Origin of the sequence: Enterobacter asburiae, assembly GCA_011754535.1 — a bacterium.
Taxonomy (GTDB): domain Bacteria; phylum Pseudomonadota; class Gammaproteobacteria; order Enterobacterales; family Enterobacteriaceae; genus Enterobacter; species Enterobacter cloacae_N.
The window spans coordinates 4370620-4397138 of record JAAQVN010000001.1 but is presented as its reverse complement, the minus strand read 5'-3'; the positions used below and the strand labels follow the sequence as shown (position 1 = coordinate 4397138).

The window sequence follows — 26519 nt, the reverse complement described above, 5'->3', positions numbered from 1 at the left end:
CGGGCGCTTCAGAGAAGCCGCCCGCTCTGGGTAACTTAACTGAACGCCTAAAGAAACAAACGAGGAATCAAATGGCTCGTACAACACCCATCGCACGCTACCGCAACATCGGTATCAGTGCGCACATCGACGCCGGTAAGACCACTACTACCGAACGTATTCTGTTCTACACCGGTGTAAACCATAAAATCGGTGAAGTTCATGACGGCGCAGCCACCATGGACTGGATGGAACAGGAGCAGGAGCGTGGTATTACCATCACCTCCGCAGCGACTACTGCATTCTGGTCAGGTATGGCTAAGCAGTACGAACCGCATCGCGTAAACATCATCGACACCCCGGGCCACGTTGACTTCACCATCGAAGTAGAACGTTCCATGCGTGTTCTTGACGGCGCGGTAATGGTTTATTGCGCAGTTGGTGGTGTTCAGCCACAGTCTGAAACCGTATGGCGTCAGGCGAACAAATATAAAGTTCCACGCATCGCGTTCGTTAACAAAATGGACCGTATGGGTGCTAACTTCCTGAAAGTTGTTGGCCAGATCAAAACCCGTCTGGGCGCGAACCCTGTTCCGCTGCAGCTGGCAATTGGTGCTGAAGAAGGCTTCACCGGCGTTATCGACCTGGTGAAAATGAAAGCCATCAACTGGAACGATGCAGACCAGGGCGTTACCTTCGAATACGAAGATATCCCGGCTGAGATGCAGGACCTGGCTGACGAATGGCACCAGAACCTGATCGAATCCGCTGCTGAAGCTTCTGAAGAGCTGATGGAGAAATACCTGGGTGGTGAAGAACTGTCTGAAGAAGAGATCAAAAAAGCTCTGCGTCAGCGCGTTCTGAACAACGAAATCATCCTGGTAACCTGTGGTTCTGCGTTCAAGAACAAAGGTGTTCAGGCGATGCTGGATGCGGTAGTTGACTACCTGCCATCCCCGGTTGACGTTCCTGCGATCAACGGCATCCTGGACGACGGTAAAGATACTCCGGCTGAGCGTCACGCAAGTGATGACGAGCCGTTCTCTGCACTGGCGTTCAAAATTGCTACCGACCCATTCGTGGGTAACCTGACCTTCTTCCGCGTTTACTCTGGTGTGGTTAACTCCGGTGACACCATCCTGAACTCCGTGAAAGCGGCGCGTGAACGTTTTGGCCGTATCGTACAGATGCACGCTAACAAACGTGAAGAGATCAAAGAAGTTCGTGCGGGCGACATCGCTGCAGCTATCGGTCTGAAAGACGTGACCACTGGTGACACCCTGTGTGACCCGGATCACCCGATCATTCTGGAGCGTATGGAATTCCCTGAGCCGGTAATCTCCATCGCAGTTGAACCAAAAACCAAAGCTGACCAGGAAAAAATGGGTCTGGCTCTGGGCCGTCTGGCGAAAGAAGACCCATCATTCCGCGTATGGACTGATGAAGAATCTAACCAGACCATCATCGCTGGTATGGGTGAACTGCACCTGGACATCATCGTTGACCGTATGAAGCGTGAATTCAACGTTGAAGCGAACGTGGGTAAACCTCAGGTTGCTTACCGCGAAGCGATTCGCGCGAAAGTTACCGATATTGAAGGTAAACACGCTAAGCAGTCTGGTGGTCGCGGTCAGTACGGTCACGTTGTGATCGACATGTACCCACTGGAGCCGGGCTCTAACCCGAAAGGTTACGAGTTCATCAACGACATCAAAGGTGGTGTAATTCCTGGCGAATACATCCCAGCCGTTGATAAAGGCATCCAGGAACAGCTGAAAGCGGGCCCTCTGGCTGGCTATCCGGTTGTTGACATGGGTATCCGTCTGCACTTCGGTTCTTACCACGACGTTGACTCCTCTGAACTGGCGTTTAAACTGGCTGCGTCTATTGCCTTTAAAGAAGGCTTTAAGAAAGCAAAACCAGTTCTGCTTGAGCCAATCATGAAGGTTGAAGTAGAAACTCCTGAAGAGAACACCGGTGACGTTATCGGTGACTTGAGCCGTCGTCGCGGTATGCTGCGTGGTCAGGAATCCGAAGTAACTGGCGTTAAGATCCACGCTGAAGTTCCGCTGTCCGAAATGTTCGGATATGCAACTCAGCTGCGTTCTCTGACCAAAGGTCGTGCATCATACACCATGGAATTCCTGAAGTATGATGATGCGCCTAACAACGTTGCTCAGGCCGTTATTGAAGCCCGTGGTAAGTAATCCACAGGATTAAAACCTAAGTCCCGTGCTCTCTCCAGAGGGGAGAGCACTATAGTAAGGAATATAGCCGTGTCTAAAGAAAAATTTGAACGTACAAAACCGCACGTCAACGTTGGTACTATCGGCCACGTTGACCATGGTAAAACTACCCTGACCGCTGCAATCACTACCGTTCTGGCTAAAACCTACGGTGGTTCTGCTCGTGCATTCGACCAGATCGATAACGCGCCAGAAGAAAAAGCTCGTGGTATCACCATCAACACTTCTCACGTTGAATACGACACCCCGACTCGCCACTACGCACACGTAGACTGCCCAGGCCACGCCGACTATGTTAAAAACATGATCACCGGTGCTGCGCAGATGGACGGCGCGATCCTGGTTGTTGCTGCGACTGACGGCCCAATGCCTCAGACCCGTGAGCACATCCTGCTGGGTCGTCAGGTAGGCGTTCCTTTCATCATCGTGTTCCTGAACAAGTGCGACATGGTTGATGACGAAGAGCTTCTGGAACTGGTAGAGATGGAAGTTCGTGAACTGCTGTCTCAGTACGATTTCCCAGGCGACGACACCCCAATCGTTCGTGGTTCCGCGCTGAAAGCGCTGGAAGGCGACGCAGAGTGGGAAGCGAAAATCATCGAACTGGCTGGCTTCCTGGATTCTTACATCCCAGAACCAGAGCGTGCGATTGACAAGCCATTCCTGCTGCCAATCGAAGACGTATTCTCCATCTCCGGTCGTGGTACCGTTGTTACCGGTCGTGTAGAGCGCGGTATCATCAAAGTTGGTGAAGAAGTTGAAATCGTTGGTATCAAAGAGACTGCGAAGTCTACCTGTACTGGCGTTGAAATGTTCCGCAAACTGCTGGACGAAGGCCGTGCCGGTGAGAACGTTGGTGTTCTGCTGCGTGGTATCAAGCGTGAAGAAATCGAACGTGGTCAGGTTCTGGCGAAGCCAGGCTCAATCAAGCCACACACCAAGTTCGAATCTGAAGTGTACATCCTGTCCAAAGACGAAGGCGGCCGTCATACTCCGTTCTTCAAAGGCTACCGTCCACAGTTCTACTTCCGTACAACTGACGTGACCGGTACCATCGAACTGCCAGAAGGCGTAGAGATGGTAATGCCAGGCGACAACATCAAGATGGTTGTGACTCTGATCCACCCAATCGCGATGGACGACGGTCTGCGTTTCGCAATCCGTGAAGGCGGCCGTACCGTTGGCGCGGGCGTTGTTGCTAAAGTTCTGGGCTAATTAATTATCCCTGAATAAAAAAAGGACGCTTCGGCGTCCTTTTTTGTTTTCTACCGTAAAGTCACTGTCATAAAAATTCGCATTTTTTGTCCGCTCCCGCCCCGTATTCCGGCGCTTGTGCTATTGTAATCATAACCATTCTCACTTACACTTTGCGCATATTTTGAACGGGAGTCTCTATGTACGTTTGTTTATGTAATGGTGTAAGCGACAAAAAAATACGTCAGGCCGTTCGCCAGTTTCAGCCACAGTCATTCCAGCAGCTTCGCAAGTTTGTTCCGGTGGGAAATCAATGCGGTAAATGCGTTCGCGCAGCGCGTGAGATTATGCAGGACGAACTGATGCAGATCCCGGAATACAAAGAGATCGCGTAAGCGCCCATCTTTTTTTTGACATCCCCGTAGCCCGATCTACGCTTCAATGAGTGGAAGCGGAGGGACTATATAATGAAAGGTGATGTTAAAATCATAAGTTATCTCAATAAATTATTGGGAAATGAGCTTGTCGCAATCAACCAGTATTTTCTCCATGCAAGAATGTTCAAAAACTGGGGTCTTACACGTCTGAATGACGTTGAGTACCATGAATCTATAGATGAGATGAAACACGCTGATAAATATATCGAGCGTATTTTATTTCTTGAAGGTATTCCTAACCTGCAGGATCTCGGCAAGCTGGGCATCGGTGAAGATGTCGAGGAGATGCTGCGTTCTGACCTCAGGCTGGAACTTGAAGGTGCGAAAGACCTTCGTGAAGCCATTGCCTATGCGGACAGCGTTCATGACTATGTGAGCCGCGATATGATGATCCAGATCCTCGCAGATGAAGAAGGTCATATTGATTGGCTGGAAACCGAACTGGATCTCATTAGCAAAATTGGCCTTCAGAACTACCTACAGTCCCAGATCAAAGTGGAAAATTAATCAGATTTTCCCCTCCAACGCATAAACCCGCTGCTGCCAGAAATGGCCCAAAAGGCAGTGGGTTTTTTAATGCACCTTTATCAGAGGTGAGAAACGAAAAAACAAGAATGCAAAGCAGCGCCATAAGCGCGGCGAGTAAGGCCAGCGTAGGCAGTATGCACCAGCCATGCCACGCACCAAGTGCGGCCAGATACTTCAGATCGCCATATCCCATCCCTTCACGCCGGCAGATAAGCCGATAGCCCCAGTAAATCAAGGCAAAGCAAAGGTATCCAGCCACCGCCCCCGTCACTGCACTTGGAAGAAAATCAGGATGAATAAAGAGTTGGTAGAGCAGGCCCGTCCAGAGCAGCGGGCAGAGAAACTTATCGGGCAGCAAACCGTCGCGAATATCAGCGCGTACGAGTAAGGCCGTCAGAGAAAAATAGATCATCAGGAAGGGGAGGGTGGTTAGCATGGAACAGGCCTCAAAAGGTTTTGAGCGCATACTCGTTCCAATCTGCCTGTCCGGCAATGCCCAAAAACAGCAATTGCGTAGCGGCTTCCAATAAAGAATCCAGAAAGGATACACGGCGTAAAAAGTTGCGCAGCCCTACGCATACTGAGCCTTTGGCGCTTAATTTCTAAACGGTACTTGCGTCTTTCTCTGATTTACGTATAATGCGCGGGCTTGTCGTAATTGACGGCGGGTTCAATCAGAACCAGAGTAGCTCATTTTGTTACTCAACAATGCTCCCAATTGGGGAGCTACGTAAGAACGGTTACACTCTCCCATCAATCGTAATGGGTTTGAGGAGTAATCATTTTCGTTTATAAAATAATTGGAGCTCTGGTCTCATGCAGAACCAAAGAATCCGTATCCGCCTTAAAGCGTTTGATCATCGTCTGATCGATCAATCAACCGCGGAAATCGTCGAGACTGCTAAGCGCACTGGTGCGCAAGTCCGTGGTCCGATCCCGCTGCCGACCCGCAAAGAGCGCTTCACCGTTCTGATCTCCCCGCACGTCAACAAAGACGCGCGCGATCAGTACGAAATCCGCACTCACAAGCGTCTGGTTGACATCGTTGAGCCAACTGAGAAAACCGTTGATGCTCTGATGCGTCTGGATCTGGCTGCCGGTGTAGACGTGCAGATCAGCCTGGGTTAATCAGGTCATCGAGCGATTGAGAGGTTGAAACAATGATTGGTTTAGTCGGTAAAAAAGTGGGTATGACCCGCATCTTCACTGAAGATGGCGTTTCTATCCCAGTAACCGTAATCGAAGTTGAAGCAAACCGCGTTACTCAGGTTAAAGATCTGGCTAACGATGGCTACCGCGCTATTCAGGTTACCACTGGTGCTAAAAAAGCTAACCGTGTAACCAAACCAGAAGCGGGTCACTTCGCTAAAGCTGGCGTAGAAGCTGGCCGTGGTCTGTGGGAATTCCGTCTTGCTGAAGGCGAAGAGTTCACCGTAGGTCAGGACATTAGCGTTGAGCTGTTTGCTGACGTTAAAAAAGTTGACGTAACCGGTACCTCTAAAGGTAAAGGTTTTGCTGGTACCGTTAAGCGCTGGAACTTCCGTACCCAGGACGCTACTCACGGTAACTCCTTGTCTCACCGCGTTCCGGGTTCTATCGGTCAGAACCAGACTCCGGGCAAAGTGTTCAAAGGCAAGAAAATGGCAGGTCAGCTGGGTAACGAACGTGTAACCGTTCAGAGCCTGGACGTAGTACGTGTTGACGCTGAGCGCAACCTGCTGCTGGTTAAAGGTGCGGTCCCGGGTGCAACCGGTAGCGACCTGATCGTTAAACCAGCTGTGAAGGCGTAAGGGGATAGCAATGGAATTAGTATTGAAAGACGCGCAGAGCGCGCTGACTGTTTCCGAAACTACCTTCGGTCGTGATTTCAACGAAGCGCTGGTTCACCAGGTTGTTGTTGCTTATGCAGCTGGTGCTCGTCAGGGTACTCGTGCTCAGAAGACTCGTGCTGAAGTAACTGGTTCTGGCAAAAAGCCATGGCGCCAGAAAGGTACCGGCCGTGCGCGTTCAGGTTCTATCAAGAGCCCGATCTGGCGTTCAGGTGGCGTGACCTTCGCTGCGCGTCCACAGGACCACAGTCAAAAAGTTAACAAAAAGATGTACCGCGGCGCGCTGAAAAGCATCCTGTCCGAACTGGTACGTCAGGATCGTCTGATCGTTGTCGAGAAGTTCTCTGTTGAAGCGCCTAAAACTAAGCTGCTGGCACAGAAACTGAAAGACATGGCTCTGGAAGATGTGCTGATCATCACCGGTGAGCTGGACGAGAACCTGTTCCTGGCCGCACGTAACCTGCACAAGGTTGACGTACGCGATGCGACTGGTATCGACCCGGTTAGCCTGATCGCCTTCGACAAAGTCGTAATGACTGCTGATGCTGTTAAGCAAGTTGAGGAGATGCTGGCATGATTCGTGAAGAACGTCTGCTGAAGGTGCTTCGCGCACCGCACGTTTCTGAAAAAGCGTCTACTGCGATGGAAAAAACAAACACCATCGTTCTCAAAGTTGCTAAAGACGCGACCAAAGCAGAGATCAAAGCTGCTGTGCAGAAACTGTTTGAAGTCGAAGTCGAAGTCGTTAACACCCTGGTAGTTAAAGGGAAAGTTAAACGTCACGGACAGCGTATCGGTCGTCGTAGCGACTGGAAAAAAGCTTACGTCACCCTGAAAGAAGGCCAGAATCTGGACTTCGTTGGCGGCGCTGAGTAAGTCGGAGGAGTAATACAATGGCAGTTGTTAAATGTAAACCGACATCTCCGGGTCGTCGCCACGTAGTTAAAGTGGTTAACCCTGAGCTGCACAAGGGCAAACCTTTTGCTCCGTTGCTGGAAAAAAACAGCAAATCCGGTGGTCGTAACAACAATGGCCGTATCACCACTCGTCACATCGGTGGTGGCCACAAGCAGGCTTATCGTATTGTTGACTTCAAACGCAACAAAGACGGTATCCCAGCAGTTGTTGAGCGTCTTGAGTACGATCCGAACCGTTCCGCGAACATCGCGCTGGTTCTGTACAAAGACGGCGAGCGCCGTTACATCCTGGCCCCTAAAGGCCTGAAAGCTGGCGACCAGATTCAGTCTGGCGTTGATGCTGCAATCAAAGCAGGCAACACCCTGCCGATGCGCAATATCCCGGTTGGTTCTACCGTTCATAACGTAGAAATGAAACCAGGTAAAGGCGGTCAGCTGGCACGTTCCGCTGGTACTTACGTTCAGATCGTTGCGCGTGATGGTGCTTATGTCACCCTGCGTCTGCGTTCTGGTGAAATGCGTAAAGTCGAAGCAGACTGCCGCGCTACTCTGGGCGAAGTTGGCAATGCTGAGCATATGCTGCGCGTTCTGGGTAAAGCTGGTGCTGCACGCTGGCGTGGTGTTCGTCCTACCGTTCGCGGTACTGCGATGAACCCAGTCGATCACCCACATGGTGGTGGTGAAGGTCGTAACTTTGGTAAGCACCCGGTAACTCCGTGGGGCGTTCAGACCAAAGGTAAGAAGACCCGCAGCAACAAGCGTACTGATAAATTTATCGTACGTCGCCGTAGCAAATAATTTTAGAGGATAAGCCATGCCACGTTCTCTCAAGAAAGGTCCTTTTATTGACCTGCACTTGCTGAAGAAGGTAGAGAAAGCGGTGGAAAGCGGAGACAAGAAGCCCCTGCGCACTTGGTCCCGTCGTTCAACGATCTTTCCTAACATGATCGGTTTGACCATCGCTGTCCATAATGGTCGTCAGCACGTTCCAGTCTTTGTTACCGACGAAATGGTTGGTCACAAACTGGGTGAATTCGCACCGACTCGTACTTATCGCGGCCACGCTGCTGATAAAAAAGCGAAGAAGAAATAAGGTAGGAGGAAGAGATGGAAACTTTAGCTCAACATCGCCATGCTCGTTCTTCTGCACAGAAGGTTCGCCTTGTTGCTGACCTGATTCGCGGTAAGAAAGTGTCGCAGGCCCTGGACATCCTGACCTATACCAACAAGAAAGCTGCGGTATTGGTCAAGAAAGTACTGGAATCTGCCATTGCTAACGCTGAACACAACGATGGCGCTGACATCGACGATCTGAAAGTCGCGAAAATTTTCGTAGATGAAGGCCCAAGCATGAAGCGCATTATGCCGCGTGCGAAAGGTCGTGCAGATCGCATCCTGAAGCGCACCAGCCACATTACTGTGGTTGTGTCCGATCGCTGAGACTCTGGAGACTAGCAATGGGTCAGAAAGTACATCCTAATGGTATTCGCCTGGGTATTGTAAAACCATGGAACTCTACCTGGTTTGCGAACACCAAAGAATTCGCTGACAACCTGGACAGCGATTTTAAAGTACGTCAGTACCTGACTAAGGAACTGGCTAAAGCGTCTGTATCTCGTATCGTTATCGAGCGTCCAGCTAAGAGCATCCGTGTGACTATTCACACTGCTCGTCCTGGCATCGTTATCGGTAAGAAAGGCGAAGACGTAGAAAAACTGCGCAAGGTCGTAGCGGATATCGCTGGCGTTCCTGCACAGATCAATATCGCTGAAGTTCGTAAGCCTGAACTGGACGCTAAATTGGTTGCTGACAGCATCACTTCTCAGCTGGAACGTCGTGTTATGTTCCGTCGTGCTATGAAGCGTGCTGTACAGAACGCAATGCGTCTGGGCGCTAAAGGTATCAAAGTTGAAGTTAGCGGCCGTCTGGGCGGCGCGGAAATCGCACGTACCGAATGGTACCGTGAAGGTCGCGTACCGCTGCACACTCTGCGTGCTGACATCGACTACAACACCTCTGAAGCGCACACCACTTACGGTGTAATCGGCGTTAAGGTATGGATCTTCAAAGGTGAGATCCTGGGTGGTATGGCTGCTGTTGAACAACCGGAAAAACCGGCTGCTCAACCTAAAAAGCAGCAGCGTAAAGGCCGTAAATAAGGAGCGTCGCTGATGTTACAACCAAAGCGTACAAAATTCCGTAAAGTGCACAAAGGCCGCAACCGTGGTCTGGCGCAGGGTACGGATGTTAGCTTCGGCACTTTCGGTCTGAAAGCTGTTGGCCGTGGTCGTCTGACTGCACGTCAGATCGAAGCAGCACGTCGTGCAATGACCCGTGCAGTTAAGCGTCAAGGTAAGATCTGGATCCGTGTATTCCCGGACAAACCGATCACCGAGAAGCCGCTGGAAGTTCGTATGGGTAAAGGTAAAGGTAACGTGGAGTACTGGGTTGCCTTGATCCAACCGGGCAAAGTCCTTTATGAAATGGACGGTGTTCCGGAAGAGCTGGCCCGTGAAGCCTTCGGCCTGGCAGCAGCGAAACTGCCTATCAAAACCACCTTTGTAACTAAGACGGTGATGTAATGAAAGCAAAAGAGCTGCGTGAAAAAAGCGTTGAAGAGCTGAACGCTGAGCTGCTGAACCTGCTGCGTGAGCAGTTCAACCTGCGTATGCAGGCTGCAAGTGGCCAGCTGCAACAGACTCACCTGCTGAAGCAAGTGCGTCGCAATGTTGCACGCGTTAAGACTTTACTGACTCAGAAGGCGGGTGCGTAATGACCGATAAAATCCGTACTCTGCAAGGTCGTGTTGTTAGCGACAAAATGGAGAAATCCATTGTTGTAGCTATCGAACGTATTGTGAAACACCCGATCTACGGTAAATTCATCAAGCGTACGACCAAACTGCACGTACATGACGAGAACAACGAATGTGGTATCGGCGACAAGGTTGAAATCCGTGAATGCCGTCCACTGTCCAAGACTAAGTCCTGGACGCTGGTTCGCGTTGTAGAGAAAGCGGTTCTGTAATACAGTACGCCTTCTCAATACGAATAAACGGCTCAGCGATGAGCCGTTTATTTTTTCTACCCATATTGCAGAAGCGGTGTTATAATGCCGCGCCCTCGATATGGGGCTTTTTAACGGCTCTGATTTTAGAGTCTCAGGTAGTAGTTGACATTAGCGGAGCACTAAAATGATCCAAGAACAGACTATGCTGAACGTCGCCGACAACTCCGGTGCACGTCGCGTAATGTGTATCAAGGTTCTGGGTGGCTCGCACCGTCGCTACGCAGGCGTAGGCGACATCATCAAGATCACCATCAAGGAAGCAATTCCACGTGGTAAGGTCAAAAAAGGTGATGTGCTGAAGGCGGTAGTGGTGCGCACCAAGAAGGGTGTTCGTCGCCCTGACGGTTCTGTCATTCGCTTCGATGGTAATGCATGCGTTATTTTAAACAATAACAGCGAGCAGCCTATCGGCACGCGTATCTTTGGGCCGGTAACTCGTGAACTTCGTACTGAGAAGTTCATGAAAATTATCTCTCTGGCACCAGAAGTACTCTAAGGAGCGAATCATGGCAGCGAAAATCCGTCGTGATGACGAAGTTATCGTGTTAACCGGTAAAGATAAAGGTAAACGCGGTAAAGTAAAAAATGTTCTGTCTTCCGGCAAACTTGTCGTTGAAGGTATCAACCTGGTTAAGAAACATCAGAAGCCGGTTCCGGCCCTGAACCAACCAGGCGGCATCGTTGAAAAAGAAGCTGCTATTCAGGTTTCTAACGTTGCAATCTTCAATGCGGCTACCGGCAAGGCTGACCGTGTAGGCTTTAGATTCGAAGACGGCAAAAAAGTCCGTTTCTTCAAGTCTAACAGCGAAACTATCAAGTAATTTGGAGTAGTACGATGGCGAAACTGCATGATTACTACAAAGACGAAGTAGTTAAGAAACTCATGACCGAGTTTAACTACAATTCTGTCATGCAAGTCCCTCGGGTCGAGAAGATCACCCTGAACATGGGTGTTGGTGAAGCGATCGCTGACAAGAAACTGCTGGATAACGCAGCAGCTGATCTGACAGCAATCTCCGGTCAAAAACCGCTGATCACCAAAGCACGCAAATCTGTTGCAGGCTTCAAAATCCGTCAGGGCTATCCGATCGGCTGTAAAGTAACTCTGCGTGGCGAACGCATGTGGGAGTTCTTTGAGCGCCTGATCACTATTGCTGTTCCACGTATCCGTGACTTCCGTGGCCTGTCCGCGAAGTCTTTCGACGGTCGTGGTAACTACAGCATGGGTGTCCGTGAGCAGATCATCTTCCCAGAAATCGACTACGATAAAGTCGACCGCGTGCGTGGTTTGGATATTACCATTACCACTACTGCGAAATCTGACGAAGAAGGCCGTGCTCTGCTGGCTGCCTTTGACTTCCCGTTCCGCAAGTAAGGTAGGGTTACTGAATGGCTAAGCAATCAATGAAAGCACGCGAAGTAAAGCGCGTAGCTTTAGCTGATAAATTCTTCGCTAAACGCGCTGAACTGAAAGCGATCATTTCTGATGTGAACGCTTCCGACGAAGATCGTTGGAATGCGGTTCTCAAGCTGCAGTCTCTGCCGCGTGATTCCAGCCCGTCTCGTCAGCGTAACCGCTGTCGTCAAACAGGTCGTCCACATGGTTATGTGGGCAAGTTTGGGTTGAGCCGTATCAAACTGCGTGAAGCCGCCATGCGCGGTGAAGTGCCAGGCTTGAAAAAGGCTAGCTGGTAATTACCAATTGAATCACGGGAGTAAAGACAGATGAGCATGCAAGATCCGATCGCGGATATGCTGACCCGTATCCGTAACGGTCAGGCCGCGAACAAAGTTGCGGTCACCATGCCTTCCGCCAAGCTGAAAGTGGCAATTGCCAACGTGCTGAAGGAAGAAGGTTTTATCGAAGATTTTAAAGTTGAAGGCGACACCAAGCCGGAACTGGAACTTACTCTCAAGTATTTCCAGGGTAAAGCTGTTGTAGAAAGCATTCAGCGTGTCAGCCGCCCAGGCCTGCGCATCTATAAGAAAAAAGATGAGCTGCCAAAAGTTATGGCTGGCCTTGGTATCGCAGTTGTTTCTACCTCTAAAGGTGTTATGACTGATCGTGCAGCGCGCCAGGCTGGTCTTGGTGGCGAAATTATCTGCTACGTAGCCTAATCGGAGGAAAGAATGTCTCGTGTTGCTAAAGCACCGGTCGTTATTCCTGCCGGCGTTGATGTAAAAATCGACGGTCAGGTTATTACGATCAAAGGTAAAAACGGCGAGCTGACTCGTACCCTCAACAAAGCTGTTGAAGTTAAACATGCAGATAACGCTCTGACCTTCGGTCCACGTGATGGTTTCGTGGATGGATGGGCTCAGGCTGGTACCGCGCGTGCCCTGCTGAACTCAATGGTTGTTGGTGTTACCGAAGGCTTCACTAAAAAGCTTCAGCTGGTTGGTGTAGGTTATCGTGCAGCTATCAAAGGGAATGCAGTAGGCCTGTCTCTGGGCTTCTCACACCCTGTTGAGCATCCGCTGCCGGCCGGTATCACTGCAGAATGTCCGACTCAAACTGAAATCGTGCTGAAAGGCGCTGATAAACAGCTGATCGGCCAGGTTGCAGCAGATCTGCGCGCCTACCGTCGTCCTGAGCCTTATAAAGGCAAGGGTGTTCGTTACGCCGACGAAGTCGTGCGTACCAAAGAGGCTAAGAAGAAGTAAGGTAACACTATGGATAAGAAATCTGCTCGTATCCGTCGTGCGACCCGCGCACGCCGCAAGCTCAAAGAGCTGGGTGCAACTCGCCTGGTGGTACATCGTACCCCGCGTCATATTTACGCACAGGTAATTGCACCGAACGGTTCTGAAGTTCTGGTAGCTGCTTCTACTGTAGAAAAAGCTATCTCAGAACAATTGAAGTACACCGGTAACAAAGACGCCGCTGCAGCTGTAGGTAAAGCTGTTGCAGAACGCGCTCTGGAAAAAGGCATCAGCAATGTTTCCTTTGACCGTTCCGGGTTCCAATATCATGGTCGTGTCCAGGCACTGGCAGATGCTGCCCGTGAAGCTGGCCTTCAGTTCTAAGGTAGAGGTGTAAGATGGCTCACATCGAAAAACAGGCTGGCGAACTGCAGGAAAAGCTGATCGCGGTAAACCGCGTATCTAAAACCGTTAAAGGTGGTCGTATTTTCTCCTTCACAGCTCTGACTGTAGTGGGTGATGGTAACGGTCGCGTTGGTTTTGGTTACGGTAAAGCGCGTGAAGTTCCAGCAGCGATCCAGAAAGCGATGGAAAAAGCCCGTCGCAATATGATTAACGTCGCGCTGAACAACGGCACCCTGCAGCACCCAGTTAAAGGTGTTCACACGGGTTCTCGTGTATTCATGCAGCCAGCTTCAGAAGGTACCGGTATCATCGCCGGTGGTGCAATGCGCGCCGTTCTGGAAGTTGCTGGGGTTCATAACGTACTGGCTAAAGCATATGGTTCCACCAACCCGATCAACGTGGTTCGTGCAACTATTGATGGCCTGGAAAATATGAATTCTCCAGAAATGGTCGCTGCCAAGCGTGGTAAATCCGTTGAAGAAATTCTGGGGTAATTGACCATGGCAAAGACTATTAAAATCACTCAAACCCGCAGTGCAATCGGTCGTCTGCCGAAACACAAGGCAACGCTGCTTGGCCTGGGTCTGCGTCGTATTGGTCATACCGTTGAGCGCGAGGATACTCCTGCTGTTCGTGGTATGGTCAACGCGGTTTACTTCATGGTTAAAGTTGAGGAGTAAGAGATGCGTTTAAATACTCTGTCTCCGGCCGAAGGCTCTAAAAAGGCGGGTAAACGCCTGGGTCGTGGTATCGGTTCTGGCCTCGGCAAAACCGGTGGTCGTGGTCACAAAGGTCAGAACTCTCGTTCTGGCGGTGGCGTACGTCGCGGTTTCGAGGGTGGCCAGATGCCACTGTACCGTCGTCTGCCGAAGTTCGGCTTCACCTCTCGCAAAGCAGCGATCACAGCGGAAATCCGTCTGTCTGACCTGGCGAAAGTTGAAGGCGGCGTTGTAGACCTGAACACGCTGAAAGCAGCTAACATTATCGGTATTCAGATCGAGTTCGCGAAAGTGATCCTGTCTGGTGAAGTTTCTACTCCGGTAACTGTTCGTGGCCTGCGTGTTACTAAAGGTGCTCGTGCTGCTATCGAAGCTGCTGGCGGTAAAATTGAGGAATAAGTAGCAGATGGCTAAGCAACCGGGATTAGATTTTCAAAGTGCCAAAGGTGGATTTGGCGAGCTGAAACGCAGACTGCTGTTTGTTATCGGCGCGCTGATTGTGTTCCGTATTGGCTCTTTTATTCCGATCCCTGGTATCGATGCCGCTGTACTTGCCAAACTGCTTGAGCAACAGCGAGGCACCATCATTGAAATGTTCAACATGTTCTCTGGTGGTGCTCTCAGCCGTGCTTCTATCTTTGCACTGGGTATTATGCCGTACATTTCGGCATCTATTATTATCCAGCTGCTGACGGTCGTTCATCCGGCCCTGGCAGAGCTGAAGAAAGAAGGGGAGTCTGGACGTCGTAAGATTAGTCAGTACACCCGTTACGGTACTCTGGTGCTGGCAATATTCCAGTCGATCGGTATTGCTACCGGTCTGCCGAATATGCCTGGTATGCAGGGCCTGGTATTAAACCCAGGCTTTGCATTCTATTTCACCGCTGTTGTTAGTCTGGTCACAGGGACTATGTTCCTGATGTGGCTCGGCGAACAGATTACTGAGCGTGGTATCGGTAACGGTATCTCAATCATTATCTTCGCCGGTATCGTTGCGGGACTCCCGCCGGCCATCGCCCATACTATCGAGCAAGCGCGTCAAGGCGACCTGCACTTCCTCCTGTTGCTGTTGGTTGCAGTATTAGTATTTGCAGTGACGTTCTTTGTTGTCTTCGTTGAACGTGGTCAACGCCGCATTGTGGTGAACTACGCTAAACGTCAGCAAGGTCGTCGTGTCTATGCTGCACAGAGCACACATTTACCGCTGAAAGTGAATATGGCGGGGGTTATCCCGGCTATCTTCGCTTCCAGTATTATTCTGTTCCCGGCAACCATCGCGTCATGGTTCGGGGGCGGTACTGGTTGGAACTGGCTGACAACAATTTCGCTGTATTTGCAGCCTGGGCAACCACTTTATGTGTTACTCTATGCGTCTGCGATCATCTTCTTCTGTTTCTTCTACACGGCGTTGGTCTTCAACCCGCGTGAAACAGCAGATAACCTGAAGAAGTCCGGTGCATTTGTACCAGGAATTCGTCCGGGAGAGCAAACGGCGAAGTATATCGATAAAGTAATGACCCGCCTGACTTTGGTTGGTGCGCTTTATATTACTTTTATCTGCCTGATCCCGGAGTTCATGCGTGATGCAATGAAAGTACCGTTCTACTTCGGTGGGACCTCACTGCTTATCGTTGTTGTCGTGATTATGGACTTTATGGCTCAAGTGCAAACTCTGATGATGTCCAGTCAGTATGAGTCTGCATTGAAGAAGGCGAACCTGAAAGGCTACGGCCGCTAATTGGTCGCCTGAGAAGTTACGGAGAGTAAAAATGAAAGTTCGTGCTTCCGTCAAGAAATTATGCCGTAACTGCAAAATCGTTAAGCGTGATGGTGTCATCCGTGTGATTTGCAGTGCCGAGCCGAAGCATAAACAGCGCCAAGGCTGATTATTTCGCATATTTTTCTTGCAAAGTTGGGTTGAGCTGGCTAGATTAGCCAGCCAATCTTTTGTATGTCTGTACGTTTCCATTTGAGTATCCTGAAAACGGGCTTTTCAGCATGGTGCGTACATATTAAATAGTAGGAGTGCATAGTGGCCCGTATAGCAGGCATTAACATTCCTGATCAGAAACATGCTGTGATCGCATTAACTTCGATCTACGGCATCGGCAAGACCCGTTCTAAAGCCATCCTGGCTGCAGCGGGTATCGCTGAAGATGTTAAGATCAGTGAGCTGTCTGAAGGACAAATCGACACGCTGCGTGACGAAGTTGCCAAATTTGTCGTTGAAGGTGATCTGCGCCGTGAAATCAGCATGAGCATCAAGCGCCTGATGGATCTTGGTTGCTATCGCGGTTTGCGTCATCGTCGTGGTCTGCCAGTGCGCGGTCAGCGTACTAAGACCAACGCACGTACCCGTAAGGGTCCGCGCAAACCGATCAAGAAATAATCGGGGTGATTGAATAATGGCAAAGGCACCAGTTCGTGCACGTAAACGTGTAAGAAAACAAGTCTCTGACGGCGTGGCTCATATCCATGCTTCTTTCAACAACACCATCGTTACTATTACTGATCGTCAGGGTAACGCATTGGGTTGGGCAACAGCCGGTGGTTCCGGTTTCCGTGGTTCTCGCAAATCCACTCCGTTCGCAGCTCAGGTTGCAGCAGAGCGTTGCGCTGAAGCCGTAAAAGAATACGGCATCAAGAATCTGGAAGTTATGGTTAAAGGTCCGGGTCCGGGTCGTGAATCTACTGTTCGCGCTCTGAACGCCGCTGGTTTCCGCATCACTAATATTACTGATGTGACTCCGATCCCTCATAACGGTTGTCGTCCGCCGAAAAAACGTCGCGTATAACGCTCGTTTTTTAGGTTAGTTGGAGATAGAAAATGGCAAGATATTTGGGTCCTAAGCTCAAGCTGAGCCGTCGTGAGGGCACCGACTTATTCCTTAAGTCTGGCGTTCGCGCGATCGATACCAAGTGTAAAATTGAACAAGCTCCTGGCCAGCACGGTGCGCGTAAACCGCGTCTGTCTGACTATGGTGTGCAGTTGCGTGAAAAGCAAAAAGTTCGCCGTATGTACGGTGTGCTGGAGCGTCAGTTCCGTAACTACTATAAAGAAGCAGCACGTCTGAAAGGCAACACGGGTGAAAACCTGCTGGCTCTGCTGGAAGGTCGTCTGGACAACGTTGTATACCGTATGGGCTTCGGCGCTACTCGTGCTGAATCACGTCAGCTGGTTAGCCACAAAGCAATCATGGTAAACGGTCGTGTTGTTAACATCGCTTCTTATCAGGTTAAAGCGAATGACGTTGTTAGCATTCGTGAGAAAGCGAAAAAGCAATCTCGCGTGAAGGCCGCTCTGGAGCTGGCTGAGCAGCGTGAAAAGCCAACCTGGCTGGAAGTTGATGCTGGCAAGATGGAAGGTACGTTCAAGCGTCAGCCTGAGCGTTCTGATCTGTCTGCGGACATTAACGAACACCTGATCGTCGAGCTTTACTCCAAGTAAAGCTTAGTACCAAAGAGAGGACACAATGCAGGGTTCTGTGACAGAGTTTCTAAAACCGCGCCTGGTAGATATCGAGCAAGTGAGTTCGACGCACGCCAAGGTGACCCTTGAGCCTTTAGAGCGTGGCTTTGGCCATACTCTGGGTAACGCACTGCGCCGTATTCTGCTCTCATCGATGCCGGGTTGCGCGGTGACCGAGGTTGAGATTGATGGTGTACTTCATGAGTACAGCACCAAAGAAGGCGTTCAGGAAGATATCCTTGAAATCCTGCTCAACCTGAAAGGGCTGGCGGTGAGAGTTCAGGGTAAAGATGAAGTTATTCTTACTCTGAATAAATCTGGCATTGGCCCTGTGACTGCAGCCGACATCACCCACGACGGTGATGTTGAAATCGTCAAGCCGCAGCACGTGATCTGCCACCTGACCGATGAGAACGCAGCTATTAGCATGCGTATCAAAGTTCAGCGCGGTCGTGGTTATGTGCCGGCTTCTGCCCGAATTCATTCGGAAGAAGATGAGCGCCCAATCGGCCGTCTGCTGGTCGACGCATGCTACAGCCCTGTAGAGCGTATTGCCTACAATGTTGAAGCAGCGCGTGTAGAACAGCGTACCGACCTGGACAAGCTGGTCATCGAAATGGAAACCAACGGCACAATCGATCCTGAAGAGGCGATTCGTCGTGCGGCAACCATCCTGGCAGAACAACTGGAAGCTTTCGTTGACTTACGTGATGTACGTCAGCCAGAAGTGAAAGAAGAGAAACCAGAATTCGATCCGATCCTGCTGCGCCCTGTTGACGATCTCGAATTGACTGTCCGCTCTGCTAACTGCCTCAAGGCAGAAGCTATCCACTATATCGGTGATCTGGTACAGCGTACCGAGGTTGAGTTGCTGAAAACGCCGAACCTGGGTAAAAAATCTCTTACCGAGATTAAAGACGTGCTGGCTTCACGTGGTCTGTCTCTGGGCATGCGCCTGGAAAACTGGCCACCGGCAAGCATTGCTGACGAGTAACCGGATCACAGGTTAAGGTTTTACTGAGAAGGATAAGGTCATGCGCCATCGTAAGAGTGGTCGTCAACTGAACCGCAACAGCAGCCATCGCCAGGCTATGTTCCGCAACATGGCAGGTTCACTGGTTCGTCATGAAATCATCAAGACGACCCTGCCTAAAGCGAAAGAGCTGCGTCGCGTAGTTGAGCCGCTGATTACTCTTGCCAAGACTGACAGCGTTGCTAATCGTCGTCTGGCATTCGCCCGTACTCGTGATAACGAGATCGTGGCAAAACTGTTTAACGAACTGGGCCCGCGTTTCGCGAGCCGTGCCGGTGGTTACACTCGCATTCTGAAGTGTGGTTTCCGTGCAGGCGACAACGCGCCGATGGCTTACATCGAGCTGGTTGATCGTTCAGAGAAAGCAGAAGCTGCTGCAGAGTAATCTGCAGTAACGTAAAAAAACCCGCCTCGGCGGGTTTTTTTATATCCGCAGTATCCCCATTTCTCTACAATGCCTGTATCAATTTTGTTCATCCCCTGGAGCTGATGATGTGGTTGCTTGACCAGTGGGCAGAACGCCATATCCGCGATGCCCAAAATAAAGGCGATTTCGACAATCTTGCCGGAAGCGGCGAACCTCTGGAACTGGAAGATGATTTGCATATTGCGCCTGAACTCCGGGCTGGATATCGTTTATTAAAAAATGCCGGCTGCCTTCCTCCTGAGCTTGAGCAGCGCAGAGAGGCTGTTGAACTTGTCGATCTGCTAAAAAGGATCCGTCAGGACGATCCTCGACATACAGAACTTAGCCGCAGGCTTGCGCTGATCGAGCTCAAGCTGCGCCAGGCAGGAATGAACACGGAATTCCTGCATGGGGAATACAGTGAAAGATTGCTGAAGAAGATAAATGAGGAGTAGCGATGTACCGTATCGGTGAACTTGCAAAGCTCGCTAACGTAACGCCGGACACTATTCGATATTACGAAAAGCAGCAAATGATCGATCATGAGGTACGCACAGAAGGTGGCTTTCGGCTTTATACCGATAACGATCTGCAGCGTCTGAGATTCATACGCTATGCTCGACAGCTTGGCTTCACGCTGGATTCGATCCGCGAGTTACTATCGATCCGCATCGATCCTGAGCATCACACCTGCCAGGAATCCAAAAGCATCGTGCAGGCCCGGCTTGATGAAGTTGAAGCCCGTATTCAGGAACTACAAACCATGCAGCGTTCTCTGCAAAGGCTTAATGATGCCTGTTGCGGAACGGCCCACAGCAGTATTTATTGCTCAATTCTGGAAGCCCTTGAACAAGGGGCCAGTGGAGAAACTCGGGGATGTTGATTTTTAATCTACCCGGGTCTAGACTTCCGTCGTCATAAACCATGCTCAGGAGAAATTATGAGCCGCTATCAGCACACTAAGGGACAAATTAAAGACAATGCCATTGAGGCTTTACTTCACGACCCGCTTTTTCGACAGCGCGTTGAAAAGAATAAAAAAGGGAAGGGAAGTTATCTGCGCAAAGACAAACATGCAAAACGGGGTAACTGGGAGGCCAGTGGCAAGCAAGCGAATCACTTATTTACCACTGGCCTTCCTGCTTTTGTTTACTGATTAAACGCGGTTGTTCTGCTCTTTTAACAGATCGCGGATTTCCGTCAGCAATACTTCTTCTTTCGTTGGTGCTGGTGCGGCCGCGGGCTCTTCTTTTTTACGGTTGAGCCTGTTGATCAGCTTGATAGCCATAAAAATAGCAAACGCCACAATCACGAAATCAAATACGTTCTGGATAAACACGCCGTAGTGCATTACTACTGCCGGGATATCACCCTGTGCTTCACGCAGCGTGAATGCGAACTGTTTGAAATCAATGCCCCCGATTAGCAGCCCTAAAGGTGGCATGATGATGTCTGCAACTAATGATGAAACAATCTTGCCGAATGCCGCACCAATAATGACACCCACTGCCAAATCCACCACGTTCCCGCGCATCGCAAATTCGCGAAATTCTTTAATAAAACTCATTATGTTCTCCTTGTGCCAGCTGACGACTATAAGTTTAACAAATGATTAGCCAATTGCCATTCGGGATAATTAAACGTTATGAAAATAAAAGGCACAGCAATAAAGGGGGTAAAGTGCAGGTGCTCTATTGAGAGCACCCGACATATTAAAGGAAGAATGGACTTGGCTGGAATAAACGCTCGACGTCGGTAATAAATTTTTTATCGGTAAGGAACATAATTACGTGATCGCCTTGCTCAATACGTAAATTATCATTGGCGATCATGACATCATTTCCACGCACGACGGCACCGATAATTGTGCCCGGCGGCAGCTTAATTTCGTCGATGGCGCGGCCCACAACGCGAGAGGTGGTTTCATCTCCATGGGCCACCGCTTCAATCGCTTCTGCCACACCGCGGCGGAGCGATGAAACGCCGACAATGTCCGCTTTACGTACATGGCTCAGCAGAGCGGAAATGGTCGCCTGCTGCGGTGAAATAGCAATATCAATCACGCTGCCCTGAACCAGGTCGACATACGCCTTACGTTGGATAAGTACCATGACCTTCTTTGCCCCCATACGTTTGGCGAGCATGGCGGACATAATATTCGCCTCGTCATCGTTGGTGACGGCAATAAAGAGATCAACTTGATCAATATGCTCTTCTGCCAGTAATTCCTGATCTGACGCGTCGCCATAAAATACGATCGTATTTTGCAGTTTTTCCGCCAGCTCAGAAGCACGTTGCTGATCGCGCTCGATCAATTTCACGCTGTAGTCTTTTTCCAGCCTTCGCGCGAGACCCGCACCGATATTGCCACCACCGACCAGCATAATGCGTTTATAAGGCTTTTCGAGACGCTGCAATTCGCTCATTACTGCACGAATATGCTGAGAGGCCGCAATAAAGAAGACCTCATCACCTGCTTCGACAATGGTGGAGCCCTGCGGGCGGATAGGCCTGTCGTGGCGGAAAATGGCGGCGACGCGCGTATCAATATGAGGCATGTGCTCGCGCATGGTGGACAACGCGTTGCCGATCAACGGACCGCCGTAATAGGCCTTTACGACGGCAAGACTGACTTTACCTTCGGCAAAGTTCACCACCTGCAGTGCGCCTGGATATTCGATCAGACGATAGATATTGTCGATAACCAGCTGTTCAGGTGCGATAAGATGATCAATGGGAACCGCTTCTGAATTAAACAGTTTTTCTGCATCGCGAACATAGTCCGGTGAACGGATGCGCGCGATTCGGTTTGGCGTGTTGAAAAGCGAGTAGGCCACCTGACAGGCCACCATATTGGTTTCGTCAGAACTGGTCACCGCAACCAGCATGTCTGCATCGTCGGCGCCCGCCTCGCGGAGCACGCGCGGGTGTGAGCCATGACCCTGCACAACGCGAAGGTCAAATTTGTCCTGTAAAACGCGCAGACGATCGCCGTTGGTATCAACGATTGTGATGTCGTTGTTTTCGCCAACCAGGTTTTCCGCCAGCGTTCCGCCCACTTGTCCTGCGCCCAGAATGATAATCTTCATATCTCGTGACCTGTTCTCAACATCACTCTTTGATTAGCTTAGCGTAAAAGAAGCCATCACCCTCTTCCGCGCCCGGCAGGTTTTGCTGTCCTGGGCATTCAGGCGTTCCCGTATCGCGCAGCGTAGCGTCCGGGGTACGCTTAAGGAAGGCTGCGATTTGCTGGCTGTTTTCTTCTGGCAGTATGGAGCAGGTGGCATAAACCAGCGTACCGCCGGGTTTAAGATGTGGCCAAATCGCGTCAAGTATGTCCGATTGCAGTTGGGCAAGTTCCTTAATATCACGATCGCGGCGTAGCCACTTGATGTCCGGATGACGACGAATTACGCCTGTTGCAGAGCAGGGTGCATCCAGCAAAATGCGGTCGAACTGGGTTTCACCACACCATTGCGCAGGCTTGCGTCCATCGCCTTGTTTAACCTGTGCCTTCATGCCCAGGCGCTTGAGGTTGTCGTAGACGCGTGAAAGACGCTGCTCATCAACGTCCACTGCCATCACGCTGGCCTGTGGAGCCACTTCCAAAATGTGTGTCGTTTTTCCGCCAGGCGCCGCGCACAGATCGAGGATCTGCTCACCATTTTTGGGTTCAAGCCAGGTCATACAACCCTGAGCAGAGGCATCCTGCACGGTCACCCAGCCTTCATCAAAACCAGGTAAAGCATGTACCGGTGCAGCGGAGGCTAAACGCACGGCATCCGGATAGGCTTCATGCGTGAATCCACTCATTCCAGCGTCTTCCAGTAATGCCAGCCATGCGTCACGGGTGTGGTGATTGCGATTGACGCGTAACCACATCGGCGGGCGTTGATTATTCGCTTCGGCAATGTTTTGCCACTGCTTCGGATACGCTTTTTTAAGACGATTCAGCAGCCAGTCCGGGTGGAGAAAACGTGTTTCGCTTTGCGCAAATTCAGACAGAAGCTCATCCTGCTGACGCTGGAACTGACGCAGTACGCCGTTGATTAATCCTTTCAACTGAGGACGTTTTATCGCAACGGCGCCTTCCACTGTTTCAGCAAGCGCGGCGTGAGGTGGAATGCGAGTATGAAGAAGCTGATAAAAACCCACCATGATCAAATAATGAACGGTGCGCTGCTTGCCCGTCATTGGGCGTGACATCAGCTTATTAATGAGCCACTCAAGCTGAGAAAGGGTGCGCAGAACGCCAAAGCAAAGCTCCTGGAGCAGGGCTTTGTCTTTATCTGATACTTTTTGTTGCAGGGGAGGCAGGACGTTACTCAATGACTGGCCCTGCTCGATAACCTGCTCAACGGCCTGAGCCGCCATACTGCGTAGATTTTGTTTTTTCATAACCGTAAAAATAAAAATGCCCGGAAACACCGGGCCTTAAGCATATATTTGTTCAGGCAAGGCGATTGCCCGGGATAAACCATTCGCGACGGGAATTTAAAAGATCCTGAGCGCTCATGGCTTTCTTCCCGGCCGGTTGCAGCGATTCAAGATTCAGAATCCCTTCTGCAGTCGCAACCTGGATACCGTTCTTGCTGGCGTCGATAATCGTGCCGGGTTCAGCAGCCGTATTGCCGTTAATGACTGACGCTTTCCAGACTTTCACTGGCTGCTCATCAATCTCCATCCAGCTCATCGGCCACGGATTAAAGGCGCGGATGCAGCGTTCAAGTTGAGCGGCAGACAAGGACCAGTCGATCCGGGCTTCTTCTTTACTCAGTTTTTCAGCATACGTCACCAGCGCCTCATCCTGAACCTCAGGTTTTGCCGTATTGTCAGCAAGCTGCTGCAGCGTCTCGATAAGCCCTTGCGGACCGAGGCCTGCTAGTTTGTCATACAGCGTAGCGCTGGTATCGTCTGCAGTAATAGGGCACGCCAGTTTATGCAGCATGTCGCCGGTGTCTAAACCTACGTCCATCTTCATGATTGTGACGCCGGTTTCTGCATCCCCCGCCCACAGGGAGCGCTGGATAGGTGCCGCACCACGCCAGCGTGGGAGCAGTGAGCCATGCACGTTGATACAACCCAGACGAGGCATATCAAGCACCGCTTTCGGCAGAATTAAACCGTAAGCCACTACGACCATTACGTCGGCATTCAGCTCAGCGACCAGCTGCTGATTTTCCTGAGGGCGTAAGGATGCGGGCTGAAAAACGGGAAGCCCATGCTCTTCTGCCAGCACCTTTACCGGGCTGGGCATCATTTTTTTACCGCGGCCAGCCGGACGGTCCGGCTGGGTAAAGACGCCAACAACCTGGTGACCAGAAGATAACAGCGCGTCAAGATGACGCGCTGCAAAATCAGGGGTTCCCGCGAAGATAATACGTAGTGTTTTAGACACGATGATCCTTGTATCCGGGGGGACGTTATGCGCGAGAGCGCAAACGATCCAGTTTCTCTACTTTTTGACGAATACGCTGTTGCTTCAACGGCGAGAGGTAATCGATAAACAGCTTACCGACCAGGTGATCCATCTCATGCTGAATGCAAATTGCCAGCAGGTCATCTGCTTCCAGTTCGAACGGGTCACCGTCACGATCCAAAGCGCGGATTTTCACTTTTTCGGCACGTGGCACCAAAGCGCGTTGTTCAGGAATGGACAGGCAGCCTTCCTCAATGCCCGTTTCACCGCTCTTTTCAAGCAATTCAGGGTTGATCAGCACCAGACGCTCATCGCGATTTTCGGAAACGTCGATCACGATAATACGTTTGTGAATGTCCACCTGCGTCGCCGCCAGACCAATGCCTTCTTCGGCGTACATGGTATCGAACATATCATCAACGATACGCTGGATTTCTGCATTCACTTCTTTGACCGGTTCAGCGACGATGCGAAGGCGCTCGTCCGGAATATGTAACACTTGCAAAACTGCCATAAATTTCCAGAGTCGTGTTCAGGAGTTGATAAGAATATTACTTCTATTCTAGACAAATCCCGGGTCGATTGACAGCATCAGTGACCAATCGCAATGATTGCGCAGGCCGCTTATGGCAGGGGGGAAAGGATGACGTCTATCGAGATATGGCTACGGCTAATACACACAGGTTCACTATGTGGCGATGGAATGCTGGAAGCGGCTGTGCAACTGCAGAAGCATGAAAACCTCGACGTGCCTGTCGTCAAAAGCGCCGGTCTGACAGCAAAACAGGTTGAACGGTTCTTTGCCCCAGATGAAAGTGAGCTGGAGCGTAGTCTGGCGTGGCTTGAGCAGCCGGGAAATCATTTATTGACGGCAAACCATCCACTTTATCCTCCTTTACTTCGAGCAATTCCTGATTATCCCGGGGCGTTATTCGTAAAAGGTAACCCTGAAACCCTTAATGCTGTCCAACTGGCGGTAGTAGGCAGCCGTGCACCGTCATGGTATGGAGAGCGATGGGGAAAAATTCTGTGCGAACAACTTTCGCAATGTGGTTTCACGATCACCAGTGGGCTGGCCTGCGGTATTGACGGTGTTGCCCATAGTGCAGCGCTATCAGCAAAAGGGCGTAGCGTGGCCGTACTGGGGAACGGCCTGTTTAGCATTTATCCCCGTCGGCACCAGGCGCTGGCTATGCAATTAATCGAAGCTGACGGGGCGATAGTGTCTGAGTTTCCCCTTTCGGCGCAGCCCCGACCGGCAAACTTTCCGCGTCGTAACCGAATCATCAGCGGGCTTAGCCAGGGAGTATTGGTCGTTGAAGCGGCAGTGCGAAGCGGTTCGCTGGTCACGGCACGATGCGCGCTCGATCAGGGCAGGGAGGTTTTCGCCTTACCCGGCCCGATAGGTAACCCGGGGTGCGAAGGACCACACTGGCTGATAAAGCAGGGGGCGACGCCGGTAACAGAAGTGCGGGACATTCTTGAAAATTTGCAATATGGCTTGCAATGTCTGCAGGAAGATCCCGAAAAGCGACATTATTCATCAGATCAGGGAAAGGTGGCATTGCCATTTCCCAAGCTCCTGGCTAACGTAGGAGATGAGGTAACACCTGTTGACGTTGTCGCTGAACGTGCCGGCCAACCTGTGCCAGTAACGGTAGCACAGCTACTCGAACTGGAGTTAGCAGGGTGGATCGCAGCTGTACCCGGCGGCTATGTCCGATTAAGGAGGGCATGCCATGTTCGACGTACTGATGTATTTGTTTGAGACTTACATCCATAACGAAGCAGAAATGCGAGTGGATCAGGACAAATTGACACAGGATCTTACCGATGCGGGGTTTGAGCGGGAAGATATCTATAACGCGTTGATGTGGCTGGAAAAGCTGGCTGATTATCAGGAAGGCCTCGCCGAGCCGATGCAGCTTGCTTCTGACCCATTGTCAGTACGCATTTATACCGCTGAAGAGTGTGAAAGGCTGGATGCCAGCTGCCGGGGATTCATCTTATTCCTTGAGCAGATTCAGGTGCTAAACCTCGAAACGAGAGAAATGGTGATAGAGCGCGTCATGGCGCTGGATACGGCAGAATTTGAACTGGAAGATCTCAAATGGGTGATTCTGATGGTTCTGTTTAATATCCCGGGCTGTGAAAATGCCTATCAGCAAATGGAAGAATTACTCTTTGAAGTGAATGAAGGTATGCTGCACTAATTCAATGTGCAGC

At 50.8% G+C, this 26519-nt stretch carries 43 protein-coding genes; 37 read left to right on the top strand and 6 right to left on the bottom strand.

Translation table 11 applies throughout. The features are described 5' to 3' along the window. Window positions 1-71: 71 nt before the first annotated feature. The 4 genes from fusA (at window position 72) to bfr (ending at window position 4363) form a co-directional block, all read left to right on the top strand. Window positions 72-2186, top strand: coding sequence for an elongation factor G (gene fusA, locus HBM95_20920; protein NIH45368.1), 2115 nt, complete (start codon window positions 72-74; stop codon window positions 2184-2186). A gap of 69 nt (window positions 2187-2255) precedes the next feature. Then, entirely contained in the window at window positions 2256-3440 is a 1185-nt protein-coding gene (tuf, locus tag HBM95_20915) for an elongation factor Tu (GenBank protein ID NIH45367.1), read from the top strand. 179 nt (window positions 3441-3619) lie between these two features. Then, entirely contained in the window at window positions 3620-3814 is a 195-nt protein-coding gene (bfd, locus tag HBM95_20910; protein NIH45366.1) for a bacterioferritin-associated ferredoxin, read from the top strand. 72 nt (window positions 3815-3886) lie between these two features. After that, window positions 3887-4363 (top strand): bacterioferritin, encoded by a 477-nt coding sequence (gene bfr, locus HBM95_20905; protein ID NIH45365.1) that lies wholly within the window; start codon window positions 3887-3889, stop codon window positions 4361-4363. Here bfr and HBM95_20900 read toward each other — a convergent pair. Continuing rightward, window positions 4347-4820: a prepilin peptidase gene (locus HBM95_20900; GenBank protein NIH45364.1), complete on the bottom strand. Its 474-nt coding sequence runs from the start codon at window positions 4818-4820 to the stop codon at window positions 4347-4349. The genes bfr and HBM95_20900 overlap by 17 nt on opposite strands. A 380-nt stretch (window positions 4821-5200) precedes the next feature. Between HBM95_20900 and rpsJ the strand changes: the two genes are divergently transcribed. The 31 genes from rpsJ to HBM95_20745 all read left to right on the top strand — a co-directional run bounded on the left by rpsJ (window position 5201) and on the right by HBM95_20745 (window position 20030). Next, complete coding sequence (gene rpsJ / locus HBM95_20895; protein NIH45363.1) at window positions 5201-5512, top strand: 30S ribosomal protein S10; 312 nt, start codon at window positions 5201-5203, stop codon at window positions 5510-5512. 32 nt (window positions 5513-5544) lie between these two features. Further along, complete coding sequence (gene rplC / locus HBM95_20890; protein NIH45362.1) at window positions 5545-6174, top strand: 50S ribosomal protein L3; 630 nt, start codon at window positions 5545-5547, stop codon at window positions 6172-6174. A 10-nt stretch (window positions 6175-6184) separates the two neighbouring features. Further along, window positions 6185-6790, top strand: a complete 606-nt coding sequence (gene rplD / locus HBM95_20885) for a 50S ribosomal protein L4 (protein ID NIH45361.1) — start codon at window positions 6185-6187, stop codon at window positions 6788-6790. Beyond that, on the top strand, window positions 6787-7089 hold the full coding sequence (rplW, locus tag HBM95_20880; protein ID NIH45360.1) for a 50S ribosomal protein L23: 303 nt from the start codon (window positions 6787-6789) through the stop codon (window positions 7087-7089). Before rplD ends, rplW begins: the two co-directional genes overlap by 4 nt. A 17-nt stretch (window positions 7090-7106) precedes the next feature. Further along, complete coding sequence (gene rplB, locus HBM95_20875; protein NIH45359.1) at window positions 7107-7928, top strand: 50S ribosomal protein L2; 822 nt, start codon at window positions 7107-7109, stop codon at window positions 7926-7928. A 16-nt stretch (window positions 7929-7944) separates the two neighbouring features. Further along, entirely contained in the window at window positions 7945-8223 is a 279-nt protein-coding gene (gene rpsS / locus HBM95_20870) for a 30S ribosomal protein S19 (GenBank protein NIH45358.1), read from the top strand. 14 nt (window positions 8224-8237) lie between these two features. Next, window positions 8238-8570: a 50S ribosomal protein L22 gene (gene rplV / locus HBM95_20865; protein NIH45357.1), complete on the top strand. Its 333-nt coding sequence runs from the start codon at window positions 8238-8240 to the stop codon at window positions 8568-8570. Between the two features lie 17 nt (window positions 8571-8587). After that, complete coding sequence (rpsC, locus tag HBM95_20860; GenBank protein ID NIH45356.1) at window positions 8588-9289, top strand: 30S ribosomal protein S3; 702 nt, start codon at window positions 8588-8590, stop codon at window positions 9287-9289. Between the two features lie 12 nt (window positions 9290-9301). Beyond that, a complete protein-coding gene (gene rplP, locus HBM95_20855; GenBank protein NIH45355.1) occupies window positions 9302-9712 on the top strand; it encodes a 50S ribosomal protein L16 in 411 nt (136 codons plus the stop codon). Next, complete coding sequence (rpmC, locus tag HBM95_20850; protein NIH45354.1) at window positions 9712-9903, top strand: 50S ribosomal protein L29; 192 nt, start codon at window positions 9712-9714, stop codon at window positions 9901-9903. Before rplP ends, rpmC begins: the two co-directional genes overlap by 1 nt. Beyond that, on the top strand, window positions 9903-10157 hold the full coding sequence (rpsQ, locus tag HBM95_20845; GenBank protein ID NIH45353.1) for a 30S ribosomal protein S17: 255 nt from the start codon (window positions 9903-9905) through the stop codon (window positions 10155-10157). The genes rpmC and rpsQ overlap by 1 nt, the downstream gene beginning before the upstream one ends. A gap of 166 nt (window positions 10158-10323) precedes the next feature. After that, complete coding sequence (gene rplN / locus HBM95_20840; GenBank protein NIH45352.1) at window positions 10324-10695, top strand: 50S ribosomal protein L14; 372 nt, start codon at window positions 10324-10326, stop codon at window positions 10693-10695. A 10-nt stretch (window positions 10696-10705) separates the two neighbouring features. Next, window positions 10706-11020: a 50S ribosomal protein L24 gene (gene rplX / locus HBM95_20835; protein NIH45351.1), complete on the top strand. Its 315-nt coding sequence runs from the start codon at window positions 10706-10708 to the stop codon at window positions 11018-11020. A 14-nt stretch (window positions 11021-11034) separates the two neighbouring features. After that, entirely contained in the window at window positions 11035-11574 is a 540-nt protein-coding gene (gene rplE / locus HBM95_20830) for a 50S ribosomal protein L5 (protein ID NIH45350.1), read from the top strand. 14 nt (window positions 11575-11588) lie between these two features. After that, window positions 11589-11894: a 30S ribosomal protein S14 gene (gene rpsN / locus HBM95_20825; protein NIH45349.1), complete on the top strand. Its 306-nt coding sequence runs from the start codon at window positions 11589-11591 to the stop codon at window positions 11892-11894. A gap of 30 nt (window positions 11895-11924) precedes the next feature. Continuing rightward, a complete protein-coding gene (rpsH, locus tag HBM95_20820; protein NIH45348.1) occupies window positions 11925-12317 on the top strand; it encodes a 30S ribosomal protein S8 in 393 nt (130 codons plus the stop codon). 12 nt (window positions 12318-12329) lie between these two features. Continuing rightward, window positions 12330-12863 carry a 50S ribosomal protein L6 gene (gene rplF, locus HBM95_20815; GenBank protein ID NIH45347.1) on the top strand — a complete coding sequence of 178 codons (534 nt, stop codon included), beginning with the start codon at window positions 12330-12332 and terminating at the stop codon, window positions 12861-12863. Window positions 12864-12872: 9 nt separating this feature from the next. Next, window positions 12873-13226: a 50S ribosomal protein L18 gene (gene rplR, locus HBM95_20810; GenBank protein NIH45346.1), complete on the top strand. Its 354-nt coding sequence runs from the start codon at window positions 12873-12875 to the stop codon at window positions 13224-13226. 14 nt (window positions 13227-13240) lie between these two features. Continuing rightward, window positions 13241-13741, top strand: a complete 501-nt coding sequence (gene rpsE, locus HBM95_20805) for a 30S ribosomal protein S5 (protein ID NIH45345.1) — start codon at window positions 13241-13243, stop codon at window positions 13739-13741. Window positions 13742-13747: 6 nt separating this feature from the next. Further along, the gene (gene rpmD, locus HBM95_20800; protein ID NIH45344.1) at window positions 13748-13927 is read left to right on the top strand and encodes a 50S ribosomal protein L30; all 180 of its coding nucleotides are present in this window, start codon (window positions 13748-13750) and stop codon (window positions 13925-13927) included. Between the two features lie 3 nt (window positions 13928-13930). After that, window positions 13931-14365 (top strand): 50S ribosomal protein L15, encoded by a 435-nt coding sequence (gene rplO, locus HBM95_20795; GenBank protein ID NIH45343.1) that lies wholly within the window; start codon window positions 13931-13933, stop codon window positions 14363-14365. A 7-nt stretch (window positions 14366-14372) separates the two neighbouring features. Next, window positions 14373-15704 carry a preprotein translocase subunit SecY gene (gene secY, locus HBM95_20790; GenBank protein ID NIH45342.1) on the top strand — a complete coding sequence of 444 codons (1332 nt, stop codon included), beginning with the start codon at window positions 14373-14375 and terminating at the stop codon, window positions 15702-15704. A 31-nt stretch (window positions 15705-15735) separates the two neighbouring features. Next, a complete protein-coding gene (gene rpmJ, locus HBM95_20785; GenBank protein NIH45341.1) occupies window positions 15736-15852 on the top strand; it encodes a 50S ribosomal protein L36 in 117 nt (38 codons plus the stop codon). A 146-nt stretch (window positions 15853-15998) separates the two neighbouring features. Next, complete coding sequence (rpsM, locus tag HBM95_20780; protein ID NIH45340.1) at window positions 15999-16355, top strand: 30S ribosomal protein S13; 357 nt, start codon at window positions 15999-16001, stop codon at window positions 16353-16355. Between the two features lie 16 nt (window positions 16356-16371). Then, window positions 16372-16761: a 30S ribosomal protein S11 gene (gene rpsK, locus HBM95_20775; GenBank protein NIH45339.1), complete on the top strand. Its 390-nt coding sequence runs from the start codon at window positions 16372-16374 to the stop codon at window positions 16759-16761. Window positions 16762-16793: 32 nt separating this feature from the next. Further along, a complete protein-coding gene (rpsD, locus tag HBM95_20770) occupies window positions 16794-17414 on the top strand; it encodes a 30S ribosomal protein S4 (protein ID NIH45338.1) in 621 nt (206 codons plus the stop codon). A gap of 25 nt (window positions 17415-17439) precedes the next feature. Next, window positions 17440-18429, top strand: coding sequence for a DNA-directed RNA polymerase subunit alpha (gene rpoA / locus HBM95_20765; protein ID NIH45337.1), 990 nt, complete (start codon window positions 17440-17442; stop codon window positions 18427-18429). A gap of 40 nt (window positions 18430-18469) precedes the next feature. Next, entirely contained in the window at window positions 18470-18853 is a 384-nt protein-coding gene (rplQ, locus tag HBM95_20760; protein ID NIH45336.1) for a 50S ribosomal protein L17, read from the top strand. A gap of 107 nt (window positions 18854-18960) precedes the next feature. Continuing rightward, window positions 18961-19329, top strand: coding sequence for a DUF1992 domain-containing protein (locus HBM95_20755; GenBank protein ID NIH45335.1), 369 nt, complete (start codon window positions 18961-18963; stop codon window positions 19327-19329). A 2-nt stretch (window positions 19330-19331) separates the two neighbouring features. Continuing rightward, window positions 19332-19757, top strand: a complete 426-nt coding sequence (zntR, locus tag HBM95_20750; GenBank protein ID NIH45334.1) for a Zn(2+)-responsive transcriptional regulator — start codon at window positions 19332-19334, stop codon at window positions 19755-19757. 57 nt (window positions 19758-19814) lie between these two features. Further along, window positions 19815-20030, top strand: a complete 216-nt coding sequence (locus tag HBM95_20745) for an alternative ribosome-rescue factor A (protein ID NIH45333.1) — start codon at window positions 19815-19817, stop codon at window positions 20028-20030. On the opposite strand, the gene mscL is transcribed toward HBM95_20745, so the two are convergent. The 5 genes from mscL to def form a co-directional block, all read right to left on the bottom strand. Continuing rightward, window positions 20031-20441, bottom strand: coding sequence for a large-conductance mechanosensitive channel protein MscL (mscL, locus tag HBM95_20740; protein NIH45332.1), 411 nt, complete (start codon window positions 20439-20441; stop codon window positions 20031-20033). A gap of 145 nt (window positions 20442-20586) precedes the next feature. Then, a complete protein-coding gene (gene trkA / locus HBM95_20735; GenBank protein NIH45331.1) occupies window positions 20587-21963 on the bottom strand; it encodes a Trk system potassium transporter TrkA in 1377 nt (458 codons plus the stop codon). 22 nt (window positions 21964-21985) lie between these two features. Next, on the bottom strand, window positions 21986-23272 hold the full coding sequence (gene rsmB / locus HBM95_20730; protein NIH45330.1) for a 16S rRNA (cytosine(967)-C(5))-methyltransferase RsmB: 1287 nt from the start codon (window positions 23270-23272) through the stop codon (window positions 21986-21988). 52 nt (window positions 23273-23324) lie between these two features. Beyond that, window positions 23325-24272 (bottom strand): methionyl-tRNA formyltransferase, encoded by a 948-nt coding sequence (fmt, locus tag HBM95_20725; protein ID NIH45329.1) that lies wholly within the window; start codon window positions 24270-24272, stop codon window positions 23325-23327. A gap of 25 nt (window positions 24273-24297) precedes the next feature. After that, the gene (gene def, locus HBM95_20720) at window positions 24298-24807 is read right to left on the bottom strand and encodes a peptide deformylase (protein ID NIH45328.1); all 510 of its coding nucleotides are present in this window, start codon (window positions 24805-24807) and stop codon (window positions 24298-24300) included. Between the two features lie 129 nt (window positions 24808-24936). Between def and dprA the strand changes: the two genes are divergently transcribed. Both dprA and HBM95_20710 read left to right on the top strand, forming a co-directional pair. Beyond that, window positions 24937-26061, top strand: coding sequence for a DNA-protecting protein DprA (gene dprA, locus HBM95_20715; protein NIH45327.1), 1125 nt, complete (start codon window positions 24937-24939; stop codon window positions 26059-26061). Beyond that, complete coding sequence (locus HBM95_20710; protein ID NIH45326.1) at window positions 26033-26506, top strand: DUF494 domain-containing protein; 474 nt, start codon at window positions 26033-26035, stop codon at window positions 26504-26506. Before dprA ends, HBM95_20710 begins: the two co-directional genes overlap by 29 nt. Window positions 26507-26519: the final 13 nt, after the last annotated feature.